Below are 20,755 nucleotides of genomic sequence, written 5' to 3'. Positions count from 1 at the left end.
CTGCAGGAAGTCTGGCAGCTGATCGCAGGGGAGGGGGGATAGGCGCTCAGGTATGGTGTTCGCTTGTGCAATTGCAACTGTGCCCGTCCGCTAGCCGGGCCTCCAGGGCAATGCACAAGGTCGCCAGTGGTGGCGGCCTTCCCGGGCCCGTGTGGCTCTTCTGAGTCGCCGGGATACTGCTCAACCTTGAAGCTGCCTCTGGCTCCTTCTTCTGAGCAAGTCCCAGCCCCCACTGATTCGAGTCGCTAGCTCCGCCGCATTGGTTCTCTGCAGTTCCGGCTCCACCGGAAATTTCAGCTCCATCGGTTTCTTGCGTCACTCGATTCAGTAACGCCGCTCCCCGCGAGTGGTGGTCCAGCTGGCGTATCTCCCTCCTTATGTCCATCGGCATTCTTGGGAAGAAACTGGGCATGTCCCAGTTCTTCGACGACGAAGGCAGGGCTATCCCGGTCACCGTGATCGAGGCAGGCCCTTGCCGCATTACCCAACTCAAAACCGACAGCACCGACGGCTATACCGCCGTTCAGCTCGGCTTCGGTGATATCCGCGAAAAGCTCGTCAGCAAGCCCGCTAAGGGTCACCTGGCCAAGTCCGGGGACGAGCTGCTGCGCCATCTGAAGGAATACCGCGTTGACACCGTCGACGGCCTGGAACTTGGTGGTGACGTCACCGTGGCCGCCTTTGAGGCGGGCCAGAAGGTCGATGTGAGCGGCGACACAATTGGTCGTGGTTTCGCTGGTTACCAAAAGCGCCACGGCTTCAGCCGCGGTCCGATGACCCACGGTTCGAAGAACCACCGCGAGCCTGGTTCCACCGGCGCCGGTACGACTCCCGGCCGTGTGTATCCCGGCAAGCGCATGGCTGGCCGCTACGGCGGTAAGCAAATCACCACCCGCGGGCTCACCATCCTCAAGGTGGATGCTGAGCGCAACCTGCTTGTGGTGAAAGGCTCGGTTCCCGGTAAGCCCGGTGCCCTGCTGAACATCCTCCCCGCTAAGCGGGTGGGCTCTAAAGCCGCGAACTGAGGAGGACAGAGATGGCTAACTGTGTTGTTCGCGACTGGCAAGGCAAAGAGGCCGGCAAGGCCAGCCTTGACCTGAAAGTCGCTAAGGAAAGCTCCGCTAACGATCTGGTGCACCGCGCTGTGGTGCGTCAGCTCGCCAATGTCCGTCAGGGCACGGCCAGCACCCTCACCCGTGCTGAGGTGGCCGGCGGTGGCCGCAAGCCCTACAAGCAGAAGGGCACCGGTCGCGCCCGTCAGGGTTCGATCCGGACTCCCCTGCGTCCCGGTGGTGGTGTGGTCTTCGGGCCTAAGCCCCGCAGCTACACCATTGCGATGAACCGCAAGGAGCGTCGTCTGGCTCTGCGTACTGCGCTGATGAGCCGCGCCGCTGACATCACTGTGGTGAAGGGCTTTGCTTCGGGTCTCGAAACCCCGAAGACCAAAGAAATCACCGCTGCCCTGAGCCGCTTCGGCATCGCCGCTGGCTCCAAGGTGCTGGTGGTGCTGGATGCCCCCAGCGAGGTGGTGCGCCGCTCCGTGCGCAACCTCGAAAAGGTGAAGCTGATCGCCGCTGATCAGCTCAACGTGTTCGACCTGCTCCACGCCAATTCCTTGGTGGTGAGCGAGGAAGCACTCGCGAAGATTCAGGAGGTCTACGGCGATGACTGAACGCTTTCAAGGTCGCCTGGCGGATGTGATCCGTCGGCCCCTGATCACTGAGAAGGCCACCCGTGCCATCGAGCTCAATCAGTACACCTTCGAGGTGGACCATCGGGCCGCTAAGCCCGACATCAAGGCTGCCGTCGAGCAACTGTTCGACGTCAAAGTCGTTGGTGTGAGCACCATGAACCCCCCTCGCCGCTCCCGCCGCGTGGGCCGATTCGCCGGCAAGCGTGCCCAGGTGAAGAAGGCTGTGGTTCGCCTTGCCGATGGCAATGCCATCCAGCTGTTCCCTGAAGCCTGAGGGGTCTGAAGAACTATGGGAATCCGTAAGTACCGCCCCATCACCCCCGGCACCCGTACCCGTGTCGCCAGCGATTTCGCTGAAGTCACCGGTCGCGGTCGTGAACGGGGCCTGGTGGTGGCCAAGCACCAACGCAAAGGTCGCAACAACCGCGGTGTGATCACCTGCCGCCATCGCGGCGGTGGCCACAAGCGCCTCTATCGCCTCGTCGACTTCCGCCGCAACAAGCACGGCGTGGTTGCGAAGGTGGCAGCAATCCACTACGACCCCCACCGCAACGCCCGCCTGGCTTTGCTCTTCTATGCCGATGGCGAGAAGCGCTACATCCTGGCTCCGGCTGGCGTGTCCGTGGGCTCCACCGTGGTCTCCGGCCCCGATGCTCCGATCGAGACCGGAAATGCTCTGCCCCTCTCGGCCATCCCCCTGGGCTCCAGCGTTCACTGCGTTGAGCTCTACGCCGGTCGCGGTGGCCAGATGGTTCGTACCGCAGGTGCCAGCGCCCAGGTGATGGCGAAAGAAGGTGACTACGTCGCCCTCAAGCTGCCCTCCACTGAGGTGCGCCTGGTCCGCCGTGAGTGCTACGCCACCCTCGGCGAAGTGGGCAACTCCGAGGTTCGGAACACCAGCCTCGGCAAGGCCGGCCGTCGCCGCTGGCTGGGTCGTCGCCCCCAGGTCCGAGGCAGCGTGATGAACCCCTGCGATCACCCCCACGGTGGTGGCGAGGGCCGCGCTCCGATCGGCCGTTCTGGTCCTGTCACCCCTTGGGGCAAGCCTGCACTGGGCCTCAAGACCCGCAAGCGGAACAAACCCAGCAATCGGTTTGTGCTCCGGAAACGTCGCCGCACCTCCAAGCGGAGCCGTGGCGGACGCGATTCCTGATCAACCTCACCGCTTTGCTGTTCGTTTAAACCGCTATGGGACGTTCACTCAAAAAAGGTCCGTTCATTGCCGACAGCCTTCTGCGCAAGGTTGAAAAGCAGAACGCCGCCGACGACAAGTCCGTGATCAAGACCTGGTCACGTGCTTCCACGATCCTGCCGATGATGATCGGCCACACCATTGCCGTGCATAACGGCAAGGCCCATGTGCCCGTCTACGTGACTGAGCAGATGGTGGGCCACAAGCTGGGGGAATTTGCGCCAACCCGCAACTTCCGCGGCCACATCAAGGACAAGAAAGGAGGCCGCTGAGGACATGTCCAACACCTCATCCACTACCGCCCAGGCACACGGCCGCTTTGTACGCGGTTCCGTGTCCAAGGTTCGCCGGGTCCTCGACCAGATCCGCGGTCGCAGCTATCGCGACGCGCTGATCATGCTCGAGTTCATGCCGTACCGCTCCACGGGTCCGATCACCAAGGTCCTGCGTAGTGCTGTGGCTAACGCCGAGCACAACCTGGGTCTGGATCCCGCTTCCCTCGTGATCTCCTCCGCTACGGCGGATATGGGTCCGGTGATGAAGCGTTATCGCCCCCGTGCCCAGGGTCGCGCCTACGCGATCCAAAAAAAGACCTGCCACATCAGCATTGCTGTGGCTCCTGCCGCCTGACCCCCGAGGACACCGATCGATGGGACACAAGATCCATCCAACCGGCTTGCGCCTGGGGATCACCCAGGAACACCGGTCCCGCTGGTACGCCCCCAGCAAGACCTATCCGTCTCTCCTGAAGGAAGACGATCAGATTCGTAAGTTCATCCACAAGAAGTACGGCGCCGCTGGCATCAGCGACGTTGTGATCGCCCGTAAGGCCGATCAGCTGGAAGTTGAACTGAAAACTGCCCGCCCCGGCGTTCTCGTCGGTCGCCAAGGCAGCGGTATCGAAGAGCTGCGCAGCGGCATCCAGAAGACCATTGGTGATACCGCCCGTCAGGTGCGGATCAACGTGGTTGAAGTGGAGCGCGTTGACGCTGACGCCTTCCTGCTGGCTGAGTACGTCGCACAACAGCTCGAGAAGCGTGTTGCCTTCCGTCGCGTCATGCGCATGGCCATCCAGCGCGCTCAGCGCGCCGGTGTCCTGGGCATGAAGCTTCAGGTCAGCGGCCGCCTTAACGGTGCAGAAATTGCCCGTACCGAGTGGAGCCGTGAAGGTCGTGTGCCCCTGCACACCCTCCGCGCCGACATCGACTACGCAACCAAAGTGGCCACCACCACCTATGGGGTGCTGGGCATCAAGGTTTGGGTGTTCAAAGGCGAAGTGCTTCCTGGTAGCCAGGACAAAGTGCCCGTGGGTGCAAGTCCGAAGCGCCGCGCTAGCCGTCGGCCCCAACAGTTCGAAGACCGTTCGAACGAAGAGTGATCAGGAGGCCTGAACCATGCTGAGTCCAAGACGCGTCAAATTCCGTAAGCAGCAGCGTGGCCGCATGCGCGGTGTCGCCACCCGTGGCAACACCATCGCCTTCGGTCAGTTCGCTCTGCAGGCCCAAGAGTGCGGGTGGATTACCTCCCGTCAGATCGAGGCCAGCCGCCGTGCCATGACCCGCTACGTCAAGCGGGGCGGAAAGATCTGGATCCGGATCTTCCCTGACAAGCCGGTGACCATGCGCCCCGCCGAAACCCGGATGGGTTCCGGTAAGGGCAACCCGGAATTCTGGGTGGCTGTGATCAAGCCCGGTCGCATCCTCTTCGAGATGGGCGGTGAGGACATCACCCCCGAAATCGCGAAAGAGGCCATGCGCCTGGCGCAGTACAAGCTGCCCGTGAAAACCAAGTTCCTGACCCTGGAGGATCAGGAAGCTGCCCAGGCTGCCGCCGCGGCCGCCACCACCGTGGAGTCCTGACCATGGCCCGTCCCGACATCGCCGAGGTGCGCAAGCTTTCCGACGGCGACATCACCACACAGATCGACGACACCCGTCGCGAACTGTTCACCCTTCGTTTCGAGCAGGCCACGCGCCGCCTCGAGAACCCGCACCGCTTCAAGGCCGCCCGCATCAAGCTGGCCCAGCTGCTGACGGTGCAAACGGAGCGCAAGAGCTCCGCCGCTTCCTGATCCCCTAAGTAACCGTTATGGCAACCAAGGAAAGGGTCGGCACCGTCGTCAGCGACAAGATGGACAAAACCGTGGTGGTGGCGGTGGAAAACCGCTTCCCCCACCCCATCTATCAAAAGACGGTGAGCCGCACCAAGCGCTACAAGGCGCACGATGAGGCCAACACCTGCAAGGTGGGTGACCGCGTCCGCATCACCGAAACCCGTCCCCTCAGCCGCACCAAGCGTTGGTCCGTGGCCGAGGTGCTGAACAACAACAGCGCCAGCTGAGGAGATCCCCCGATGATTCAACAGGAAACCTTCCTCAACGTCGCTGACAACAGCGGCGCCAAGCGCATCCAGTGCATCCGTGTGCTGGGTACCAACCGTCGCTACGCCCACGTGGGCGATGTGATCGTGGCCGCTGTCAAGGACGCCATGCCCAACATGGGCGTGAAGAAGTCGGACGTGGTCAAGGCTGTGGTCGTCCGCACCAAAGCCACCATGCGTCGCGTCAACGGCAACTCAATCCGTTTCGACGACAACGCTGCCGTGATCCTCGGCACTGATAACAACCCCAAGGGCACTCGCGTCTTCGGTCCTGTGGCTCGCGAACTGCGTGACCGCAACTTCACCAAGATCGTGTCCCTCGCTCCGGAGGTGATCTGAGATGGCCACTGCCACCCCAAAAGCCAAAGCTCAGGTGCGCACCAAGATGCGCATCAAACAGGGCGACACCGTTCAGGTGATCAGCGGCAAGGACAAGGGCAAGACCGGTGAGGTCCTGCGCACCCTTCCCTATGAGAACCGTGTGGTCGTGCAGGGCATCAACCTCCGCACCCGCCACATGAAGCCCACCCAGGAAGGTGAAACCGGTCGCATCGTCACCGAAGAAGCCTCCCTGCACGCCTCCAACGTGATGCTGTATTCCACCGATAAAAAGGTGGCCAGCCGCGTGGAAATCGTGGTGGAGAAGGACGGCACCAAGAAGCGCCGCCTCAAGAAAACCGGCGAGATCCTCGACTGATCTCATTTACATCGACCTTGTCCGCCTTCTGACCAAGACCAGAAGCGCATCTCCTTTCCCCGTCATGTCCCTTAAACAGAACTATCGGGAGAAGATCCAGCCCAAGTTGCTTAAGGATCTCAGTCTCTCGAACATCCACGAAGTCCCCAAGGTGGTGAAAGTCACCGTCAACCGGGGTCTCGGCGAAGCCGCCGCCAACGCCAAGGCCCTCGAGGCCTCGATCGAGGAGCTGGCCACCATCACCGGTCAAAAGGTGGTCGTGACCCGCGCCAAGAAGGCTATTGCTGGCTTCAAGATCCGTCAGGGCATGCCGATTGGCGTGGCCGTCACCCTTCGCGGTGACCGCATGTATGCGTTCCTCGAGCGTCTCATCAACCTGGCTCTCCCCCGCATCCGCGATTTCCGCGGTGTGAGCGAGAAGAGCTTTGACGGTCGTGGCAACTACACCCTTGGGGTGAAGGAGCAGATCATTTTTCCCGAGATCTCTTTCGACAAGATCGATGCCATCCGGGGCATGGACATCACCATCGTGACCACTGCCCGTAACGACGAAGAGGGCCGGGCCCTCCTCCGCGAGATGGGAATGCCGTTCCGCAGCAACTGAGCCCTCTTCGGACCCGACCTATGGCTAATCACGACCCGATTTCCGACATGCTCACCCGCATTCGCAATGCGAGTGAGAAGCGTCATCAATCCACCAAGGTGCCTGCCTCGCGCATGGCCCACAGCATCGCCAAGGTGCTGCAACAGGAAGGCTTCATCGCCGAAATCACCGAAGAAGGTGAAGGTGTGATGAGGCACCTGGTGCTGGAACTGAAGTACAGCGGTAAGCACCGCCAACCGATCATCCGCACCGTGCAGCGCGTCAGCAAGCCTGGCCTGCGCATCTACAAGAACACTCGTCAGCTCCCCAAAGTGCTGGGCGGTCTCGGCATCGCCATCATCTCCACCTCCAAAGGTGTGATGAGCGACCGCGACGCCCGCAAGCAGGGCGTCGGTGGCGAAGTGCTCGCTTACGTCTACTGATTAGGGGGATTGATTCATGTCTCGTATTGGTAAATCGCCGATTCCCGTTCCGGGCGGCGTCACCGTCAGCCTCAACGGCCTTGACGTCAAAGTCAAAGGCCCCAAGGGCGAACTGAGCCGCACGCTGCCTGATGGCGTCGCGATTGCTCAGGACGGCAGCACTCTTGTGGTCTCCCCCTCCAGCACCAGCCGTCGCTCCCGCGAGCGTCACGGTTTGTGCCGGACCCTCGTCGCCAACATGGTCGAGGGTGTCAGCCAGGGCTTCACTCGCAAGCTCGAAATCGTCGGTGTGGGTTACCGCGCCGCCGTTCAGGGCAAGAAGCTCGTCGTCAGTGCTGGTTACAGCCACCAGGTCGAAATGATCGCCCCCGAGGGCGTGACCTTCGCCGTCGACGGCAACACCACCGTGATCGTCTCCGGCCCCGATAAGGAGCTGGTTGGCAACGAAGCGGCCAAGGTTCGCGCCATCCGTCCCCCTGAGCCCTACAAGGGCAAGGGCATCAAGTACGAGGGCGAACGCATCCTCCGCAAGGCCGGCAAGACCGGTAAGAAGTGAGGTCTGCTTAAGCGTTTTTACCCAGTACTTTCATGTCCACCCTTTCCCGCAAGCAGCAGACACAAAAGCGTCACCGCCGTCTGCGCCGCAATCTCTCCGGCACCGCCATGCGTCCGCGCCTGGCCGTGTTCCGCTCCAACAACCACATCTACGCTCAGGTCATCGACGACGTCGCGCAGAGCACCCTCTGCTCTGCGTCAACCGTCGATAAAGAGCTCCGCAGCAACGTCACCATCGGTGCCACCTGCGATGCTTCTGTCGCAGTCGGTCAGCTGGTCGCCAAGCGTGCCCTCGCCAAGGGCATTCAATCGGTGGTCTTCGATCGTGGCGGCAACCTCTACCACGGCCGTGTCAAGGCCTTGGCTGACGCCGCCCGGGAAGCGGGCCTTCAGTTCTGATCCCTGCTCTCACCATGACCGAAACCAACAACACCCAATCCAACGCCGTCCCAGCGGCAGCTGACGTACCTGCAGCGGCCGAAGGCCAGCAGCAGGATCAGCGTCGTGGTGGTCGCGGCGATGGCCGTGGCGACCGTCGCGGTGGTGACCGCCGTGGTCGCCGTGGCCAGGAGCGTGACTCCGAATGGCAAGAGCGCGTGGTTCAAATCCGCCGTGTCTCCAAGACCGTGAAGGGCGGTAAGAAGATGAGCTTCCGGGCCATCGTTGTCGTCGGCAACGAGAAGGGCCAGGTGGGCGTCGGCGTCGGCAAGGCCGGCGACGTGATCGGTGCTGTCCGCAAGGGCGTCGCCGATGGCAAGAAGCACCTTGTGAAGGTGCCCTTGACCCGTCACTCCTCGATTCCCACCTTGAGCAACGGTCGCGACGGTGCCGCCAGCGTGCTGATTCGCCCCGCTGCCCCTGGTACTGGTGTGATCGCGGGTGGTTCCATCCGCACGGTGCTGGAGCTTGCCGGCATTAAGAACGTGCTGGCCAAGCGCCTAGGCTCCAAAACCCCCCTCAACAACGCCCGTGCCGCCATGGATGCCCTGGCCGGCCTGCGCACCCACAAGGAGACCGCCAAGGAGCGTGGCATCTCCCTTGAGCAGATCTACTCCTGAGGCCCGCTATGACATCGCTCAACCTCCAAACCCTCAAGCCGCAAGCCGGCTCCCGTCGCCGCAAGCTGCGTAAGGGTCGCGGTATCGCCGCTGGCCAAGGTGCCAGCTGTGGTTTCGGTATGCGTGGCCAGAAGTCCCGTTCGGGTCGCCCGACCCGTCCTGGCTTCGAAGGTGGTCAGATGCCTCTGTACCGCCGGGTGCCGAAGCTCAAGCACTTCACCGTCATCAATCCGAAGAACTACACGGTGATCAACGTGGCGAAGCTGGCCGAGCTCAAAGCCGGTAGCACCGTTAACATCGACACCCTGGTCAAGGATGGCCTGGTGACCAACCCCAAGCACCCCCTGAAGGTCCTGGGTAATGGTGATCTCAGCGTGAAGCTGACCGTTCAGGCGGCCGCTTTCACGGCGTCTGCCCGCCAGAAGATCGAAGCGGCTGGTGGTACCTGCGAAGAGATCTGATCTCCGCTTGTCCACGGCCCATTAAGGTCAATGCCGTCTGGTGATCGGATCGATCACTAGGCGGTTTTTTCTTGTTCGTCTGCACCTGCCATGGTCGTCAGCCGGGGGCGTAACCCCAGTGCCGGTGAAATCCTTACGCAGCTGGTTCAAGCCAAGGACCTGCGCAACAGGGTTCTCATCACCTTGGGGCTTCTGCTCCTGGTGCGTCTGGGCATCTATATCCCCGTGCCCGGGATCGACCGCGCAGCCTTCCAGGCGTTCGCGGCTCAGGGCGGGTCTCTGCTGGGCTTCCTCGACATCTTTACGGGAGGTGGCATCTCCGCCCTCGGTGTCTTTGCCCTGGGGATCCTTCCCTTCATCAACGCCTCGATCATCATTCAGCTGCTGACTTCGGCTCTACCCCAGCTGGAGGATCTGCAGAAGAACGAAGGTGAGGCGGGCCGCCGCAAGATTGCCCAGTACACCCGCTATGTCGCCCTCGGCTGGGGCCTCTTTCAGAGCATTGTCTTTGCCCTGATCCTCAGGCCCTATGCCCTGCCGGGGACACCGGATTTGGTTTTCGTCGTTCAAACGGCGATTGCCCTTGTCACCGGTTCGATGGTGGTGATGTGGCTCAGTGAGGTGATCACCGAGCGCGGCATTGGCCAGGGCGCGTCCCTGGTGATCTACCTCAACATTGTCGCGACCCTCCCGAGGGCCCTGGGCTCGACCATTGAGCTGGCCCAAACCGGTGGTCGTGAGGCTGTTGGAGGGATCGTGGTTTTGGTGGCGGTCTTCCTGATCACCATCGTTGGGATCGTCTGTGTTGAGGAGGGAAGTCGCCGCATCCCGATTGTCAGCGCCAAGCGACAGGTCGGCGGTGCGGGGATCTCCGCTCGCCAGAGCTATCTCCCGCTGAAGCTCAACGCTGGCGGTGTGATGCCGATCATCTTTGCCTCGGCTGTGGTCTTCCTCCCACTTCAGATCGCCAACTTCAGCAAGAACCCAACGCTGATTCAGATCGCCAGTTTCCTGAGCCCCAACAGCAGCACCCCGTGGGTCTATGCGTTGTTGTTCTTTGGCTTGATCATTGGTTTTTCGTTCTTCTACGCCACCCTCACGGTCCGCCCAGTTGATGTGGCCTCGAACCTGAAGCGGGGTGGTGTCGCCATCCCTGGGGTCCGCCCTGGTTCGGCCACCACGGCCTACCTGACCGGGATCCAAAACCGTTTGACCCTGCTGGGTGCTCTTTTCCTGGGCGCGGTCGCCATCGTGCCCTCCGCGGTTGAGTCCGCCACCCGCGTTCAGACCTTCCAAGGCCTCGGAGCCACCAGCCTGCTGATCCTGGTTGGCGTGGCCATCCAGACCGCCAAGCAACTGCAAACCGCTGTGATCTCGCAGCGCTACGAAGGCATGGTGCGCCAGTAGTTCCTCTCTCCCCTCGTTTTTCTTTTCTTCCTGCCATGAAGCAACGTCTGCTGTTCCTCGGCCCCCCTGGCGCGGGTAAGGGCACCCAGGCCCAGAAGCTGGCCGAGAGCCAAGGCCTGCTCCATCTCTCCACCGGAGATCTGCTTCGCGCTGAGGTCGCCGCCGGCAGCGACCTGGGCAAGGAGGCCGAGGCCGTCATGGCCCGTGGTGAGCTCGTGAGCGATGCGCTGGTTCTGGCGATCGTCCGTAGCCGACTGCAGAACCACAGCGGCGGCTGGCTTCTTGACGGCTTCCCCCGCAATGTGGCCCAGGCCGATGCGCTGGCCAGCTTGCTTGAGGAACTGGGCCAGCAAATCGAGCTGGTGGTCCTGATGGAGCTCGATGACGGGGTACTGGTTCAGCGCCTGCTCTCCCGCGGCCGGGCCGACGACAACGAGGAGGTCATCCGTCACCGTCTTGAGGTTTACCGCGAGCAAACCGAGCCTCTGATCGCTTACTACCGCGAGCGCGGCCTGATCGCACCGGTCGAAGCGGCCGGCACGGTCGAGACTATTGCCGATCGGATCGCAGCCCTCTTGGGTTGACCCCTGTGGTAAGGTCGCTGTTTGGAATTTTGGAGAGACCGCTCCCATGAAGGTGCGTGCCTCGGTCAAGAAAATGTGCGACAAGTGCCGCGTGATTCGCCGGCACGGTCGGGTAATGGTCATCTGCGCCAACCCGAAGCACAAGCAGCGCCAGGGTTGATCCTGCGCTGACCTTGTCCCGGTCCTTTGGACCAAACAATCAGCTTGATCGTCCTCCTCAGCCTTTGCTGAAGAGCTGCGCAAGCCTTTCCCCTGCTCACCCCCAACGTTTTCTCAGTGGCTCGTATCGCCGGCGTTGATATTCCTCGCGACAAGAGGATCGAAATCGCCCTGACCTACGTCTATGGAATCGGCCTGACCACGGCCAAGAAGATCCTGGCCAAGACCGGTGTCAACCCCGACACCCGCGTCAAGGACCTGGATGATTCCGACGTCCAAAAGCTGCGCGGTGCAACCGAGAGCTTCACCCTCGAAGGCGACCTGCGTCGTCAAGAGGGCATGGCCATGAAGCGCCTGCAGGACATCGGCTGCGTCCGTGGTCGCCGTCACCGCGTCGGTCTGCCCGTTCGCGGTCAACGCACCCGCACCAACGCCCGTACTCGCCGCGGCACTCGCAAGACCGTGGCCGGTAAGAAGAAGTAAGCCTCAGCTTGCTCTAGGCCTTTGGCTCCATAGCGCCTGCCGCTCGGCCCCCATGGTGCCGTCGTCACCAGGTCGCTCCTTTAGACCCCCGATCACCTCCCTGCCTCTGCAGGGCTTTACTCATGGCCAAGCCCGCCAAAAAGTCTGGTTCCAAGAAGACGAAGCGCAACGTCCCCAATGGCGTTGCTCACATTCAGAGCACGTTCAACAACACCATCGTCTCCATCACTGACACCGCAGGTGAAGTGATCTCTTGGAGCTCCGCTGGTGCAAGCGGTTTTAAGGGTGCCCGTAAAGGCACTCCCTTCGCTGCCCAAACCGCCGCCGAAGCAGCTGCCCGTCGCGCCCTTGAGCAGGGGATGCGCCAAATCGAGGTGCTGGTTCGCGGTCCTGGTTCCGGTCGTGAAACCGCCATCCGTGCTCTGCAGGTCGCTGGTCTCGAGATCACCCTGATTCGTGACGTCACCCCGCTGCCCCACAACGGCTGCCGCCGTTCCAAGCGTCGCCGGGTCTGATTCGACGCATCGACTAGCCCCAGAGGGGGTCCATCCACCTATCTGAGCTTCAGACCGTGTTGCAGTACCAGATCGATCGGGTTGAACACCAGATCGCTGACGATCGTTCCCAAACCGGCGTCTTCGTCATTGGCCCGCTTGAGCGTGGCCAGGCGACCACCCTGGGCAATTCCTTGCGCCGCATGCTGATGGGCGCCCTTGAGGGCAGTGCCATCACCGCCGTGCGTATCGCTGGTGTGAACCACGAATACGCCACGGTTCCCGGTGTCCGTGAAGACGTCCTCGACATCCTTCTCAACTGCAAGGACGTCGCCGTCAACAGCCGTAGCCGCGAATTGGAGATTGGCCGCCTGGTGGTCAATGGCCCTGCCACTGTCACCGCTGGTGACCTCCAGTTCTCCTCTCAGGTCTCCGTGATCGACCCCGAGCGTCCGATTGCGACCGTTGCCGAGGGCCACAGCCTCGAGCTGGAAGTCCACGTCGAGCGTGGCGTCGGTTATCGCCCGGTCGACCGCCGTGTCGAGGACACCAGCGCCGTTGATCTTCTGCAGATCGACGCGGTGTTCATGCCCGTCCAACGTGCGAACTACACCATCGACGAGACCGCCGTCGGCGAAGGCGGTTCAGCCCGTGAGCGCCTGCGTCTGGAGATTCAGACCGACGGCTCCCTGACGCCTGATGACGCGATGGCCCAGGCCGCCAACCAGCTGATCACTTTGATTCAGCCCATGGCGACCCTGACCATGGAGGAGGAGCAAAGCCAGGAGCCCGAGCCCTCTGCCGAAGCTCAGATCCCCCTGGAAGAGCTGAATCTCTCAGTTCGCGCCTACAACTGCCTGAAGCGCGCTCAAGTCAACTCCGTGTCTGACCTGATGGGCTTCAGCTACGAAGACTTGCTCGAAATCAAGAACTTCGGTTCCAAGTCGGCTGACGAGGTGATCGAGGCCCTTGAGCGCATCGGTATCTCCCTGCCCCAGAGCCGTACTAGCGCCTGATCGCGTAGCACCTGTCTCTCCCTCGTTTCATTCGATTTAGTCATGCGTCACCAGTGCCGAGTCCCCAAGTTGGGGCGCCCCGCCGACCAGCGCAAAGCCATGCTTCGCGCTCTGACCACCCAGCTGATCCGTGAGGGTCGTCTGACCACCACCAAGGCCCGCGCCAAGGCTCTCCGTGATGAAGCCGAGCGCATGATCACCCTGGCCAAGGACGGCAGCCTGGCCGCCCGTCGCCGCGCCATCGGCTACATCTACGACAAGCAACTGGTGCACGCCCTGTTCGACAAGGCCCAGGAGCGTTACGGCGACCGCAATGGCGGTTACACCCGCATCATCCGCACGGTCCCCCGCCGTGGTGACAACGCTGAGATGGCGATCATCGAGCTCGTCTGATCTCAAGAGATCCTTCGCTTGATCAGCACGACCGCGCGGAGGTTTGTCCTCTGCGCGGTTTTTTGTTGCTCTAGAGGCTTCAGCCTTGACCGAAATCACGCCAACAGAGCACTTCAGGCGGATCGCCCTCTGTCTTCAATACGACGGCTCGGCCTACTGCGGCTGGCAGCGCCAGCCGCGGGATCCCAGTGTTCAAGAAACCCTGGAAAGGGCCCTGGCGCAGTTGGACCCATCCGGTCCCGCGACCGTGGTCGCGGCGGGACGGACCGATAGCGGTGTCCACGCATCAGCTCAGGTTGTTCATTTCGACTGCGCTGGGCCGATTCCCGCACACCGTTGGCCGGCGGCCCTGAACGGGAGGCTTCCGGCCAGCATCCGTGTGCGTTCTGCCGTTGAGGTGGCTTCGGACTGGCACGCCTGCTTCTCGGCGACCTATCGGCGCTACCGCTACACGATCTACAACGCCCGTATCCCGAACCTGTTCTTGGCCCCCTGGAGCTGGCACCGCTACCAGTTCAGGCTTGATGAGGGACGGATGCGAGCGGCCCTTGAGGACATGCTCGGGGCGCACGACTTCGCGGCCTTCGAGCGCGCCGGTAGCGCCCGCACCCACTCCCGCACCACCCTGCAAGAGGTCGCGGTTGTGCGTCGTGGCGATCTACTCGAGGTCGAGCTCCAGGCCAGCGGTTTCCTTTACGGGATGGTTCGCCTGGTCATGGGACAGCTCGTGGCCGTGGGTGAGGGCCGGCTCAGCCTGGAGGCCTTCAGTCGCCGCTGGCGCAGTCAGGCCCGTGATGAAGTCAAAGAAGCCGCTCCGCCGCAGGGATTGTGCCTGCTGCGTGTGGGCTACCCGAGTGAGATCTTCCACAGGGCTGCCTGGTACGATTGTCAACCGCGGTATTTGCTGGAGGGCTCTGATGCACCGCCAGCAGCACCGGGTCAGTCCTTGCACTGACTGGGTCTGCCGGTCTCAGAGTTGACCTGCCGATGTCCATCGGCGGCCAGCCCCTGCCTGTAAACCCTGTCCCCAGTAGTGGGGATCGGCGAAGCGGTAGGTTCACTCAACGAGCGATTGACACCCGAGTGATCGGGTGGCTGCCGTCATTAGTCGAGACCCACAGTCCAGACACCCTGTCCAACCCCACCCGCCTAAGCGTGGTGATGGGGTCCTATCCGAACCGGCCCGCCGGCGCGATGAACAAGACTCTCGTCCCTCCCCAGGATTCCTCAGCCCGCCAGTGGTATCTGGTGGACGCTGAGAACCAGACCCTCGGCCGGCTTGCCACCGAGGTCGCTTCGGTTCTGCGGGGTAAGAACAACCCCAACTTCGCTCCTCACATCGACGCCGGCGATTTCGTCGTGGTGATCAATGCTGAGAAGGTGAAGGTGAGCGGCAACAAGGCTTCCGACAAGCTCTATCGCCGCCACTCCGGTCGCCCCGGTGGCATGAAGACCGAGACCTTTGCTGCACTGCAGGCACGGATCCCCGAGCGGATCATCGAGAAGGCTGTGAAGGGCATGCTCCCTCACAACGCTCTCGGACGTCAGCTGTTCCGCAAGCTGAAGGTCTACAAGGGTGCTGAGCACCCCCATGCCGCCCAGCAGCCCAAGGCTCTGGCCCTCGATCCCGCCGCTTCTGCCGCTTCCACCAAATGAGCACCTCCAAAGTCGTCTACTGGGGAACCGGCCGTCGTAAGACCGCCGTGGCACGCGTTCGCGTCGTTCCAGGTAATGGCACCGTGACCATCAACGGTCGTCCCGGTGACAACTACCTGAACTACAACCCCTCCTATTTGGCGGCCGTCAAGGCTCCTCTCCAGACCCTGGGTCTGGGTTCTGAGTACGACCTGCTGGTCAACGTTCGTGGCGGTGGTCTGACCGGCCAAGCCGATGCGATCAAGCAGGGCGCTGCTCGTGCCCTCTGCGAACTGTCTCCGGACAACCGCAAGCCCCTCAAGACCGAGGGCCACCTCAGCCGTGACCCCCGCGCCAAGGAGCGTCGTAAGTACGGCCTGAAGAAAGCCCGTAAGGCTCCTCAGTTCTCCAAGCGCTGATTGCGCTTTCGCCCCTCAGCCCCTTACCCGTCATGCCGAAGGCCGACATTCATCCCACCTGGTACCCCGATGCCAAGGTGATCTGCAACGGAGAAGTGGTGATGACCACTGGCTCCACCTCTCCCGAGATCCACGTCGACGTCTGGAGCGGCAACCATCCCTTCTACACCGGTACCCAGAAAATCCTGGACACCGAGGGTCGTGTGGATCGCTTCATGCGCAAGTACGGCATGGGCAGCGCCGCTGGCGCCGATGCCAATGCCGATCAGAAGACCGAAGCTGCCGCTAAGGCCTGATCTGTCACTCACGCGCGACGTGATTTTTGATTCCTCAAGCCGGATGCTCCAGGGCGTCCGTCTTTTTGCTGGCTTGAGCCGCCCTCATGGATGCTTCCTTCCTGCGTGAACGTCTGGAGACGGCACGCACCACCTTTGACACCCTGGAGCGTCAGTTGGCAGACCCGGATGTGGCTGCCAACCCGGCTCAGCTGGAGCCCATCGCGCGCGAGCGGGCCCGGCTGGAGCCCCTGGTCTTGGGCTACGACCAGCTCTGCCAATGGCGCAAACAGGAACAAGACGCCAAAGAGCTTCTGAAGGAGTCCCGCGGGGACCAAGAAATGGAGGCCCTGGCCCCGGAGGAGCTCAGTGGTCTGGCTGTTCAGATTGCAGCCATGGAAGAGCAGCTGACCTTGGCGCTGCTTCCCCGCGATCCCCGGGACGAACGCAGCGTGATGCTGGAGATTCGGGCCGGGGCAGGCGGTGATGAGGCGGCCATCTGGGCCGGTGATTTGGCACGGATGTATGAGCGCTATGCCCAGAGCATCGGCTGGAAGGTGCAGCCGGTCAGTGCCTCAGAGGCGGAACTCGGCGGATACAAGGAATTGATCCTGGCGATCCAGGGCGACAGCGTCTTCAGTCAGCTGAAGTTCGAGGCCGGCGTACACCGGGTGCAGCGGGTTCCAGCCACTGAATCCCAGGGACGTGTTCATACGTCCACCGCGACGGTGGCGGTCATGCCCGAGGCCGATCCGGTTGAGGTGCAGATCGACCCGACAGACCTGGAGATCAGCACGGCCCGCTCGGGTGGTGCCGGCGGCCAGAACGTGAACAAGGTGGAGACGGCGGTCGACCTGTTGCACAAACCCACCGGGATCAGGGTGTTCTGCACCCAGGAGCGCTCCCAGCTGCAGAACCGGGAACGGGCCCTGGAGATCCTGCGGGCCAAGCTCTATGAGCGGGAACTGGCCGAGGCCAATTCCAAGGAGCGTTCCGCCCGTCTTGCCCAGGTGGGCAGCGGCGATCGCAGCGAGAAGATCCGCACGTACAACTACAAGGACAACCGCACGACGGACCACCGTCTCGGCCGCAACTTCTCGCTCGAGCCGGTGCTGCAAGGTCAGCTTGCTGAGCTGATCGGTGCCTGTGTCTCAGCTGATCAACGGCGTCAGCTGGAGGAATTGGCCGATCAGGCCAGCGGGGTCAACTAGCGAGCGGGGCCTTCCAGCCTTCGACGTACTTGGCCCATTCCCGGTGTCCCCCAATGGCCATTTGCCTCTGGGCTTCAAAGACCGCACCGCTGATCGGCCGCCTGGGCGGAGAATGTAGGGGCATGCTCGCTTCCTTGGGCGTGCGGTTGCCCTTGTGGACGTTGCAGCGCAGGCAGGCCGTGGTGACGTTGTCCCAGCTGTGACTGCCGCCGCGGCTGCGGGGCATGACGTGATCGATCGAGAGCCGCTCGCTACTGCTGCCGCAGTACTGGCAGCGATGGCCATCGCGGTGGAAGACGTTGCGGCGGGTCAGGGGGAGCGGCCGGAAGGGGACCCGCACGAACTGCCGCAAGCGAATCACCGTCGGTAGGCCCAGGCCCGGCCTGAGTTGCCGCCCCGGTGAGTGCTCCAGCCCTTCGGCCTTTCCCTTGAGGACCATGACCGTGGCTCGCCGCCAGCTGGTGACGTTCAGGGGCTCGTAGGAGGCATTTAGAACCAGAACCGAGCCCATGGGAGCGCTGCCTGGGGGTGTTGCGCTGGGCAACCCCGTAATTTCTATGCATGCTAGGTGCACTGCCAAGGGCGGATGGTTGACGCATCGCCTGCTGCTGCCTTTGAGGACCCTGCGGCCGCTGCCTTGGCGCCGCAGCCCCACCCGAGACAGCGCGCCTGGGTGGAAATCGATGAGGCGGCGATCCAGGCCAATGCCGATGCCCTGAGGCGCTCTCTCCATCCCGGCTGTGCCCTGATGGCCGTGGTCAAGGCCGATGGCTATGGCCATGGCGCCGTACCGGTCGCCCGTTCGGCAGCAGCTGGCGGGGCTAGCTGTTTTGGTGTCGCCACCCTGCAGGAGGGGGTGGAGTTGCGTCAGGCGGGGCTGGATCAGCCCGTGTTGGTGCTCGGCAACCTCAGCCATCCGGATGAATTGCGGGCCTGCCTGCATTGGCAGTTGATGCCCACCCTCAGCGGCATGCGTGAAGCTCTGCTTTGCCAGAACCTGGCCAGCGGCAGCGGCCGCCAGCTGGCGGTTCATCTGAAATTGGACACCGGCATGACCCGTCTGGGGGCGCCCTGGGAGGAAGGGCCGCGCTTGGTGGAAGCCATTCAGGGCCTCGATTCGCTGGAGATGGCCGGGGTTTACTCCCATCTGGCCGGAGCCGATGCCCCCGGCGACGGCCTGGATGCCCTGACGGCTACCCAGCAGCAGCGCTTTGATTCGGTGCTGCTGGGCCTGCAGCAACAGCAGTTGGCCCCTGGCTGCCGCCATCTGGCCAATTCCGCTGGCACCCTGCGGAGCTCCCAGTTGCACTACGACCTCGTGCGGGTGGGGCTGGCCCTCTATGGCCAGCGGCCATCTGATCACCTGGGCGGCGAATTGACCCTGCAGCCGGCGATGCATGTCCGCGCCCGGGTCAGCTTGATTCGTGAGGTGCCGGCCGGGGTTGGGGTTAGCTACGGCCATCGCTTCATCACCCAACGGCCCAGCCGCTTGGCGGTGGTGGGGATTGGCTATGCCGATGGCGTCCCGCGGTTGCTCTCCAATCGCCTGGAGGTGCTCTTCGCCGGGCATCGGCTCCCCCAGGTGGGGGCGATCACCATGGATCAAATGGTGCTGGATGCCACCGATGTCCCTGAGCTCGAGGCCGGCAGCGTGGTCACGTTGTTGGGAGAAGAGGCGGGGGAGCGGATCGATCCCCAGGCCTGGAGTGAGCCGATGGGAACCATCCCCTGGGAGATCCTCTGCGGTTTCAAACATCGCCTGCCGCGGCTGCCCCAACGGGCTGTCTGCGGTGCCAGCGCCTGATAGTCTTTGCGGGCCGCTGGAGAGGTGGCTGAGTGGTTGAAAGCGGCTCCCTGCTAAGGAGTTACAGGAGGCAACTTCTGTCGAGGGTTCGAATCCCTCCCTCTCCGTTCCAAGCCCCAGTCCGACCCCGGGCTGGGTTTTGAGTTTCTAGAGCTCGAGCAGGCGCCGGCAGAGTTCCGGCAGCAACCTCTCGTCCTGGGCCCGCTCGGGACCTTCGCTGAGCACCACCACCAGCGCCGAAGCCTTCCCCTCGACCTCGATGTAGGCGGCGTCGTGGCGGGCCTGGCTCATCCAGCCGGCCTTGCTCCAGAGCCGGGCGCCTTCGGGCAGGCCACCGCCCAGAAATCCATCCACCTGGTTCTCGGGGTCCGCAGCTCGCTCCCCCTGATCCAGGCTCCGGGCCAGCAGCTCTTGCATGCGGCCGCATGCCGCCGGTGACAGCAGTTCTTGGGCCATGACCGCCTGCAGAACCCGTGCCGTCAGGTTGCTGCTTAGGCGGTTGCGGTTCTCCAGCTGGGGCCCATAGGACTGGCGCTCCCGTCCATAGGGGCCATCCCCCCAGGTCTTCTGGCAGGCGTTGTTGCCCGGCCATTCGGGCCAACCCAGCTCATCAAACCAGCGGTTGATCAGTTGGCGCTGCTGGCTCCACTGCTCGAGGGGCCCAGCCGGCAGTTCCGGGCCGCTGCAGGTACCCGTCAGCAGGTCCACCACAAACCCGGTGGCGTCGTTGCTGGAGTCCCGGATCATGTCGGCCAGGGCCCGGCGCAGCTCGGGGCTGTCCTCGATGAGCTCCCGTTGCAGCCAGGCCTCGGCGGCCAGGAGATAGAGGAGTTTCACCACACTGGCTGGATAGCGGGCTTCCTCCCCGCGCCAGTGGGTGCCCTTGCCCTCTTCAGCGGAGCCGTTGCGCAGGGATTGCCCGTAGCAAATCCAGGTGACCGAGAGCTGCTCGCTGAGTCCCGGCCGGCCGTCCTGTTCCAGGCTCCTGATCGCCGCAGCCAGTGCTTGCTCCATCTCCCCATCAGGGCAGTAGAACGCCATCGCAGCCACTCGGGGTCATGGCGAGGTTAAGCAGGTTGTCCGTGGGAACACCCGTGGCCTTGGAGTTGCTGGATCCGGGGAGCTGTTGGCGGATCGATGCGCCGCTCAACCTCTACAGCCATTGGTTTGGTGCGGGGCTGGCCACCCAGGCCTGGGCCGGACGGTCCCTAGAGGTGCTGGATCAAGCCGCGCCGACGGGCCAGCGCATCCGGGTTCGTCTGCTCGAGGACGGCTACCCGGGCTGGATCGATCCGCGGGACCTCCTGGGCCATGCCCGCTGCATCCAGGGTTTTCAACCGCAGCTCCTCTGCCAGGCGGCCATCGCGGAACGCTTGCCGGCCGTCTTGGCCTTCGCTGAGGCCGCGCGGCAGCAGGCCAATCACTACCTCTGGGGCGGGAGCCTCGGCCCTGATTTCGACTGCTCGGGGTTCACCCAGGCCGCCTATGCCGCCGCGGGTGTTTGGATCCCCAGGGACGCCTACCAACAGGAGCGGTTCTGCCAGCCCGTGGCGGTGGCCCCGGGTTGCTACAGCCAGCTGCGGCCTGGGGACTTGATCTTTTTTGGACGTCCCCAGCGCTGCACCCATGTCGGGCTCTACCTCGGGCAGGGCCGTTACCTGCACAGCTCCGGCCGGGAGCACGGCCGTGATGGCTTGGGTCTGGACGGCCTTGACCTTCACTTGATCGATCCGGTCAGTGTTCACTACCGCCAGGAATTGCGCGGCGCCGGTCGGGTGGTGCGCTGCCACGACGGCTCCACCCTCCCTTGATGC

General features: G+C 63.2%; 34 protein-coding genes and 1 tRNA gene. 33 read left to right on the top strand and 2 right to left on the bottom strand.

Annotated features, from left to right (window positions below):
- The first annotated feature begins 377 nt into the window (after window positions 1–377).
- From rplC to prfA, 30 genes are all read left to right on the top strand, one after another.
- A complete protein-coding gene (gene rplC / locus ACLM42_RS09605; protein ID WP_415398927.1) occupies window positions 378–1,025 on the top strand; it encodes a 50S ribosomal protein L3 in 648 nt (215 codons plus the stop codon).
- Between the two features lie 11 nt (window positions 1,026–1,036).
- The gene (gene rplD, locus ACLM42_RS09600) at window positions 1,037–1,672 is read left to right on the top strand and encodes a 50S ribosomal protein L4 (RefSeq protein ID WP_247911830.1); all 636 of its coding nucleotides are present in this window, start codon (window positions 1,037–1,039) and stop codon (window positions 1,670–1,672) included.
- The gene (locus ACLM42_RS09595) at window positions 1,665–1,967 is read left to right on the top strand and encodes a 50S ribosomal protein L23 (protein WP_010314935.1); all 303 of its coding nucleotides are present in this window, start codon (window positions 1,665–1,667) and stop codon (window positions 1,965–1,967) included. Before rplD ends, ACLM42_RS09595 begins: the two co-directional genes overlap by 8 nt.
- A gap of 15 nt (window positions 1,968–1,982) precedes the next feature.
- Entirely contained in the window at window positions 1,983–2,846 is an 864-nt protein-coding gene (gene rplB, locus ACLM42_RS09590; protein WP_247911829.1) for a 50S ribosomal protein L2, read from the top strand.
- A gap of 35 nt (window positions 2,847–2,881) precedes the next feature.
- Window positions 2,882–3,157, top strand: a complete 276-nt coding sequence (rpsS, locus tag ACLM42_RS09585) for a 30S ribosomal protein S19 (RefSeq protein WP_010311665.1) — start codon at window positions 2,882–2,884, stop codon at window positions 3,155–3,157.
- A 4-nt stretch (window positions 3,158–3,161) separates the two neighbouring features.
- Window positions 3,162–3,515, top strand: a complete 354-nt coding sequence (gene rplV, locus ACLM42_RS09580) for a 50S ribosomal protein L22 (protein WP_247911828.1) — start codon at window positions 3,162–3,164, stop codon at window positions 3,513–3,515.
- A 19-nt stretch (window positions 3,516–3,534) separates the two neighbouring features.
- Window positions 3,535–4,263: a 30S ribosomal protein S3 gene (rpsC, locus tag ACLM42_RS09575; RefSeq protein ID WP_247911827.1), complete on the top strand. Its 729-nt coding sequence runs from the start codon at window positions 3,535–3,537 to the stop codon at window positions 4,261–4,263.
- Window positions 4,264–4,279: 16 nt separating this feature from the next.
- Window positions 4,280–4,744 (top strand): 50S ribosomal protein L16, encoded by a 465-nt coding sequence (gene rplP, locus ACLM42_RS09570; protein WP_247911826.1) that lies wholly within the window; start codon window positions 4,280–4,282, stop codon window positions 4,742–4,744.
- Between the two features lie 2 nt (window positions 4,745–4,746).
- The gene (rpmC, locus tag ACLM42_RS09565) at window positions 4,747–4,956 is read left to right on the top strand and encodes a 50S ribosomal protein L29 (protein ID WP_010314946.1); all 210 of its coding nucleotides are present in this window, start codon (window positions 4,747–4,749) and stop codon (window positions 4,954–4,956) included.
- Window positions 4,957–4,973: 17 nt separating this feature from the next.
- Window positions 4,974–5,225: a 30S ribosomal protein S17 gene (rpsQ, locus tag ACLM42_RS09560; protein ID WP_247911825.1), complete on the top strand. Its 252-nt coding sequence runs from the start codon at window positions 4,974–4,976 to the stop codon at window positions 5,223–5,225.
- A gap of 12 nt (window positions 5,226–5,237) precedes the next feature.
- Entirely contained in the window at window positions 5,238–5,603 is a 366-nt protein-coding gene (gene rplN, locus ACLM42_RS09555; protein ID WP_010314948.1) for a 50S ribosomal protein L14, read from the top strand.
- A gap of 1 nt (window position 5,604) precedes the next feature.
- The gene (gene rplX, locus ACLM42_RS09550) at window positions 5,605–5,961 is read left to right on the top strand and encodes a 50S ribosomal protein L24 (protein ID WP_247911824.1); all 357 of its coding nucleotides are present in this window, start codon (window positions 5,605–5,607) and stop codon (window positions 5,959–5,961) included.
- 64 nt (window positions 5,962–6,025) lie between these two features.
- The gene (gene rplE / locus ACLM42_RS09545; RefSeq protein WP_010314952.1) at window positions 6,026–6,565 is read left to right on the top strand and encodes a 50S ribosomal protein L5; all 540 of its coding nucleotides are present in this window, start codon (window positions 6,026–6,028) and stop codon (window positions 6,563–6,565) included.
- 20 nt (window positions 6,566–6,585) lie between these two features.
- A complete protein-coding gene (rpsH, locus tag ACLM42_RS09540; protein ID WP_247911823.1) occupies window positions 6,586–6,987 on the top strand; it encodes a 30S ribosomal protein S8 in 402 nt (133 codons plus the stop codon).
- Between the two features lie 16 nt (window positions 6,988–7,003).
- Window positions 7,004–7,543 (top strand): 50S ribosomal protein L6, encoded by a 540-nt coding sequence (gene rplF, locus ACLM42_RS09535; RefSeq protein ID WP_247911822.1) that lies wholly within the window; start codon window positions 7,004–7,006, stop codon window positions 7,541–7,543.
- Window positions 7,544–7,575: 32 nt separating this feature from the next.
- Window positions 7,576–7,941 carry a 50S ribosomal protein L18 gene (gene rplR, locus ACLM42_RS09530; protein WP_247911821.1) on the top strand — a complete coding sequence of 122 codons (366 nt, stop codon included), beginning with the start codon at window positions 7,576–7,578 and terminating at the stop codon, window positions 7,939–7,941.
- A 14-nt stretch (window positions 7,942–7,955) separates the two neighbouring features.
- On the top strand, window positions 7,956–8,600 hold the full coding sequence (gene rpsE, locus ACLM42_RS09525) for a 30S ribosomal protein S5 (RefSeq protein WP_247911820.1): 645 nt from the start codon (window positions 7,956–7,958) through the stop codon (window positions 8,598–8,600).
- 8 nt (window positions 8,601–8,608) lie between these two features.
- A complete protein-coding gene (gene rplO / locus ACLM42_RS09520) occupies window positions 8,609–9,061 on the top strand; it encodes a 50S ribosomal protein L15 (protein WP_185186177.1) in 453 nt (150 codons plus the stop codon).
- Between the two features lie 90 nt (window positions 9,062–9,151).
- The gene (secY, locus tag ACLM42_RS09515) at window positions 9,152–10,468 is read left to right on the top strand and encodes a preprotein translocase subunit SecY (protein ID WP_247911819.1); all 1,317 of its coding nucleotides are present in this window, start codon (window positions 9,152–9,154) and stop codon (window positions 10,466–10,468) included.
- Window positions 10,469–10,503: 35 nt separating this feature from the next.
- Complete coding sequence (locus ACLM42_RS09510; protein WP_247911818.1) at window positions 10,504–11,052, top strand: adenylate kinase; 549 nt, start codon at window positions 10,504–10,506, stop codon at window positions 11,050–11,052.
- Between the two features lie 46 nt (window positions 11,053–11,098).
- Window positions 11,099–11,212, top strand: coding sequence for a 50S ribosomal protein L36 (gene rpmJ / locus ACLM42_RS09505; protein ID WP_010311631.1), 114 nt, complete (start codon window positions 11,099–11,101; stop codon window positions 11,210–11,212).
- Window positions 11,213–11,328: 116 nt separating this feature from the next.
- On the top strand, window positions 11,329–11,694 hold the full coding sequence (rpsM, locus tag ACLM42_RS09500) for a 30S ribosomal protein S13 (protein ID WP_247911817.1): 366 nt from the start codon (window positions 11,329–11,331) through the stop codon (window positions 11,692–11,694).
- 122 nt (window positions 11,695–11,816) lie between these two features.
- Entirely contained in the window at window positions 11,817–12,209 is a 393-nt protein-coding gene (rpsK, locus tag ACLM42_RS09495) for a 30S ribosomal protein S11 (RefSeq protein WP_010314991.1), read from the top strand.
- A 56-nt stretch (window positions 12,210–12,265) separates the two neighbouring features.
- Entirely contained in the window at window positions 12,266–13,204 is a 939-nt protein-coding gene (locus ACLM42_RS09490; protein ID WP_247911816.1) for a DNA-directed RNA polymerase subunit alpha, read from the top strand.
- 42 nt (window positions 13,205–13,246) lie between these two features.
- Window positions 13,247–13,597 (top strand): 50S ribosomal protein L17, encoded by a 351-nt coding sequence (rplQ, locus tag ACLM42_RS09485; RefSeq protein WP_010314995.1) that lies wholly within the window; start codon window positions 13,247–13,249, stop codon window positions 13,595–13,597.
- Between the two features lie 85 nt (window positions 13,598–13,682).
- Entirely contained in the window at window positions 13,683–14,552 is an 870-nt protein-coding gene (gene truA, locus ACLM42_RS09480) for a tRNA pseudouridine(38-40) synthase TruA (RefSeq protein ID WP_415398926.1), read from the top strand.
- 239 nt (window positions 14,553–14,791) lie between these two features.
- Complete coding sequence (rplM, locus tag ACLM42_RS09475) at window positions 14,792–15,253, top strand: 50S ribosomal protein L13 (RefSeq protein ID WP_247911814.1); 462 nt, start codon at window positions 14,792–14,794, stop codon at window positions 15,251–15,253.
- Entirely contained in the window at window positions 15,250–15,651 is a 402-nt protein-coding gene (gene rpsI, locus ACLM42_RS09470; protein WP_247911813.1) for a 30S ribosomal protein S9, read from the top strand. The genes rplM and rpsI overlap by 4 nt, the downstream gene beginning before the upstream one ends.
- A 32-nt stretch (window positions 15,652–15,683) precedes the next feature.
- Window positions 15,684–15,947, top strand: coding sequence for a 50S ribosomal protein L31 (gene rpmE / locus ACLM42_RS09465; protein WP_415398925.1), 264 nt, complete (start codon window positions 15,684–15,686; stop codon window positions 15,945–15,947).
- Window positions 15,948–16,033: 86 nt separating this feature from the next.
- On the top strand, window positions 16,034–17,137 hold the full coding sequence (prfA, locus tag ACLM42_RS09460) for a peptide chain release factor 1 (protein WP_415398924.1): 1,104 nt from the start codon (window positions 16,034–16,036) through the stop codon (window positions 17,135–17,137).
- On the opposite strand, the gene ACLM42_RS09455 is transcribed toward prfA, so the two are convergent.
- The gene (locus tag ACLM42_RS09455; RefSeq protein WP_415398923.1) at window positions 17,130–17,648 is read right to left on the bottom strand and encodes an HNH endonuclease; all 519 of its coding nucleotides are present in this window, start codon (window positions 17,646–17,648) and stop codon (window positions 17,130–17,132) included. The two genes, prfA and ACLM42_RS09455, sit on opposite strands and share 8 nt — an antisense overlap.
- Before the next feature lie 75 nt (window positions 17,649–17,723).
- Between ACLM42_RS09455 and alr the strand changes: the two genes are divergently transcribed.
- On the top strand, window positions 17,724–18,941 hold the full coding sequence (gene alr / locus ACLM42_RS09450) for an alanine racemase (protein ID WP_247911809.1): 1,218 nt from the start codon (window positions 17,724–17,726) through the stop codon (window positions 18,939–18,941).
- Between the two features lie 18 nt (window positions 18,942–18,959).
- A tRNA-Ser gene (locus ACLM42_RS09445) sits at window positions 18,960–19,048 on the top strand.
- Between the two features lie 40 nt (window positions 19,049–19,088).
- Here the strand turns inward: ACLM42_RS09445 and ACLM42_RS09440 are convergent.
- Complete coding sequence (locus ACLM42_RS09440; protein ID WP_415398922.1) at window positions 19,089–19,982, bottom strand: serine hydrolase; 894 nt, start codon at window positions 19,980–19,982, stop codon at window positions 19,089–19,091.
- 17 nt (window positions 19,983–19,999) lie between these two features.
- Here ACLM42_RS09440 and ACLM42_RS09435 point away from each other — a divergent pair, with 17 nt between their 5' ends.
- On the top strand, window positions 20,000–20,752 hold the full coding sequence (locus ACLM42_RS09435; protein WP_247911807.1) for a C40 family peptidase: 753 nt from the start codon (window positions 20,000–20,002) through the stop codon (window positions 20,750–20,752).
- The last annotated feature ends 3 nt before the right edge of the window (window positions 20,753–20,755 follow it).

The organism is Synechococcus sp. W4D4, assembly GCF_047716805.1.
In the GTDB taxonomy this organism is placed as follows: Bacteria; Cyanobacteriota; Cyanobacteriia; order PCC-6307; family Cyanobiaceae; genus Vulcanococcus.
The sequence above is the reverse complement of the archived record's forward strand: the minus strand, read 5'-3'. Positions and strand labels throughout refer to the sequence as shown.

What these genes read in the sequence shown, in the direction of transcription:
- rplC (WP_415398927.1), top strand. Translation starts at nt 378, where the DNA reads ATGTCCATCGGCATTCTTGGGAAGAAACTGGGCATGTCCCAGTTCTTC.
- rplD (WP_247911830.1), top strand. Translation starts at nt 1,037, where the DNA reads ATGGCTAACTGTGTTGTTCGCGACTGGCAAGGCAAAGAGGCCGGCAAG.
- ACLM42_RS09595 (WP_010314935.1), top strand. Translation starts at nt 1,665, where the DNA reads ATGACTGAACGCTTTCAAGGTCGCCTGGCGGATGTGATCCGTCGGCCC.
- rplB (WP_247911829.1), top strand. Translation starts at nt 1,983, where the DNA reads ATGGGAATCCGTAAGTACCGCCCCATCACCCCCGGCACCCGTACCCGT.
- rpsS (WP_010311665.1), top strand. Translation starts at nt 2,882, where the DNA reads ATGGGACGTTCACTCAAAAAAGGTCCGTTCATTGCCGACAGCCTTCTG.
- rplV (WP_247911828.1), top strand. Translation starts at nt 3,162, where the DNA reads ATGTCCAACACCTCATCCACTACCGCCCAGGCACACGGCCGCTTTGTA.
- rpsC (WP_247911827.1), top strand. Translation starts at nt 3,535, where the DNA reads ATGGGACACAAGATCCATCCAACCGGCTTGCGCCTGGGGATCACCCAG.
- rplP (WP_247911826.1), top strand. Translation starts at nt 4,280, where the DNA reads ATGCTGAGTCCAAGACGCGTCAAATTCCGTAAGCAGCAGCGTGGCCGC.
- rpmC (WP_010314946.1), top strand. Translation starts at nt 4,747, where the DNA reads ATGGCCCGTCCCGACATCGCCGAGGTGCGCAAGCTTTCCGACGGCGAC.
- rpsQ (WP_247911825.1), top strand. Translation starts at nt 4,974, where the DNA reads ATGGCAACCAAGGAAAGGGTCGGCACCGTCGTCAGCGACAAGATGGAC.
- rplN (WP_010314948.1), top strand. Translation starts at nt 5,238, where the DNA reads ATGATTCAACAGGAAACCTTCCTCAACGTCGCTGACAACAGCGGCGCC.
- rplX (WP_247911824.1), top strand. Translation starts at nt 5,605, where the DNA reads ATGGCCACTGCCACCCCAAAAGCCAAAGCTCAGGTGCGCACCAAGATG.
- rplE (WP_010314952.1), top strand. Translation starts at nt 6,026, where the DNA reads ATGTCCCTTAAACAGAACTATCGGGAGAAGATCCAGCCCAAGTTGCTT.
- rpsH (WP_247911823.1), top strand. Translation starts at nt 6,586, where the DNA reads ATGGCTAATCACGACCCGATTTCCGACATGCTCACCCGCATTCGCAAT.
- rplF (WP_247911822.1), top strand. Translation starts at nt 7,004, where the DNA reads ATGTCTCGTATTGGTAAATCGCCGATTCCCGTTCCGGGCGGCGTCACC.
- rplR (WP_247911821.1), top strand. Translation starts at nt 7,576, where the DNA reads ATGTCCACCCTTTCCCGCAAGCAGCAGACACAAAAGCGTCACCGCCGT.
- rpsE (WP_247911820.1), top strand. Translation starts at nt 7,956, where the DNA reads ATGACCGAAACCAACAACACCCAATCCAACGCCGTCCCAGCGGCAGCT.
- rplO (WP_185186177.1), top strand. Translation starts at nt 8,609, where the DNA reads ATGACATCGCTCAACCTCCAAACCCTCAAGCCGCAAGCCGGCTCCCGT.
- secY (WP_247911819.1), top strand. Translation starts at nt 9,152, where the DNA reads ATGGTCGTCAGCCGGGGGCGTAACCCCAGTGCCGGTGAAATCCTTACG.
- ACLM42_RS09510 (WP_247911818.1), top strand. Translation starts at nt 10,504, where the DNA reads ATGAAGCAACGTCTGCTGTTCCTCGGCCCCCCTGGCGCGGGTAAGGGC.
- rpmJ (WP_010311631.1), top strand. Translation starts at nt 11,099, where the DNA reads ATGAAGGTGCGTGCCTCGGTCAAGAAAATGTGCGACAAGTGCCGCGTG.
- rpsK (WP_010314991.1), top strand. Translation starts at nt 11,817, where the DNA reads ATGGCCAAGCCCGCCAAAAAGTCTGGTTCCAAGAAGACGAAGCGCAAC.
- rplQ (WP_010314995.1), top strand. Translation starts at nt 13,247, where the DNA reads ATGCGTCACCAGTGCCGAGTCCCCAAGTTGGGGCGCCCCGCCGACCAG.
- rplM (WP_247911814.1), top strand. Translation starts at nt 14,792, where the DNA reads ATGAACAAGACTCTCGTCCCTCCCCAGGATTCCTCAGCCCGCCAGTGG.
- rpsI (WP_247911813.1), top strand. Translation starts at nt 15,250, where the DNA reads ATGAGCACCTCCAAAGTCGTCTACTGGGGAACCGGCCGTCGTAAGACC.
- rpmE (WP_415398925.1), top strand. Translation starts at nt 15,684, where the DNA reads ATGCCGAAGGCCGACATTCATCCCACCTGGTACCCCGATGCCAAGGTG.
- prfA (WP_415398924.1), top strand. Translation starts at nt 16,034, where the DNA reads ATGGATGCTTCCTTCCTGCGTGAACGTCTGGAGACGGCACGCACCACC.
- ACLM42_RS09455 (WP_415398923.1), bottom strand. Translation starts at nt 17,648, where the DNA reads ATGGGCTCGGTTCTGGTTCTAAATGCCTCCTACGAGCCCCTGAACGTC.
- alr (WP_247911809.1), top strand. Translation starts at nt 17,724, where the DNA reads ATGGTTGACGCATCGCCTGCTGCTGCCTTTGAGGACCCTGCGGCCGCT.
- ACLM42_RS09440 (WP_415398922.1), bottom strand. Translation starts at nt 19,982, where the DNA reads ATGGCGTTCTACTGCCCTGATGGGGAGATGGAGCAAGCACTGGCTGCG.
- ACLM42_RS09435 (WP_247911807.1), top strand. Translation starts at nt 20,000, where the DNA reads ATGGCGAGGTTAAGCAGGTTGTCCGTGGGAACACCCGTGGCCTTGGAG.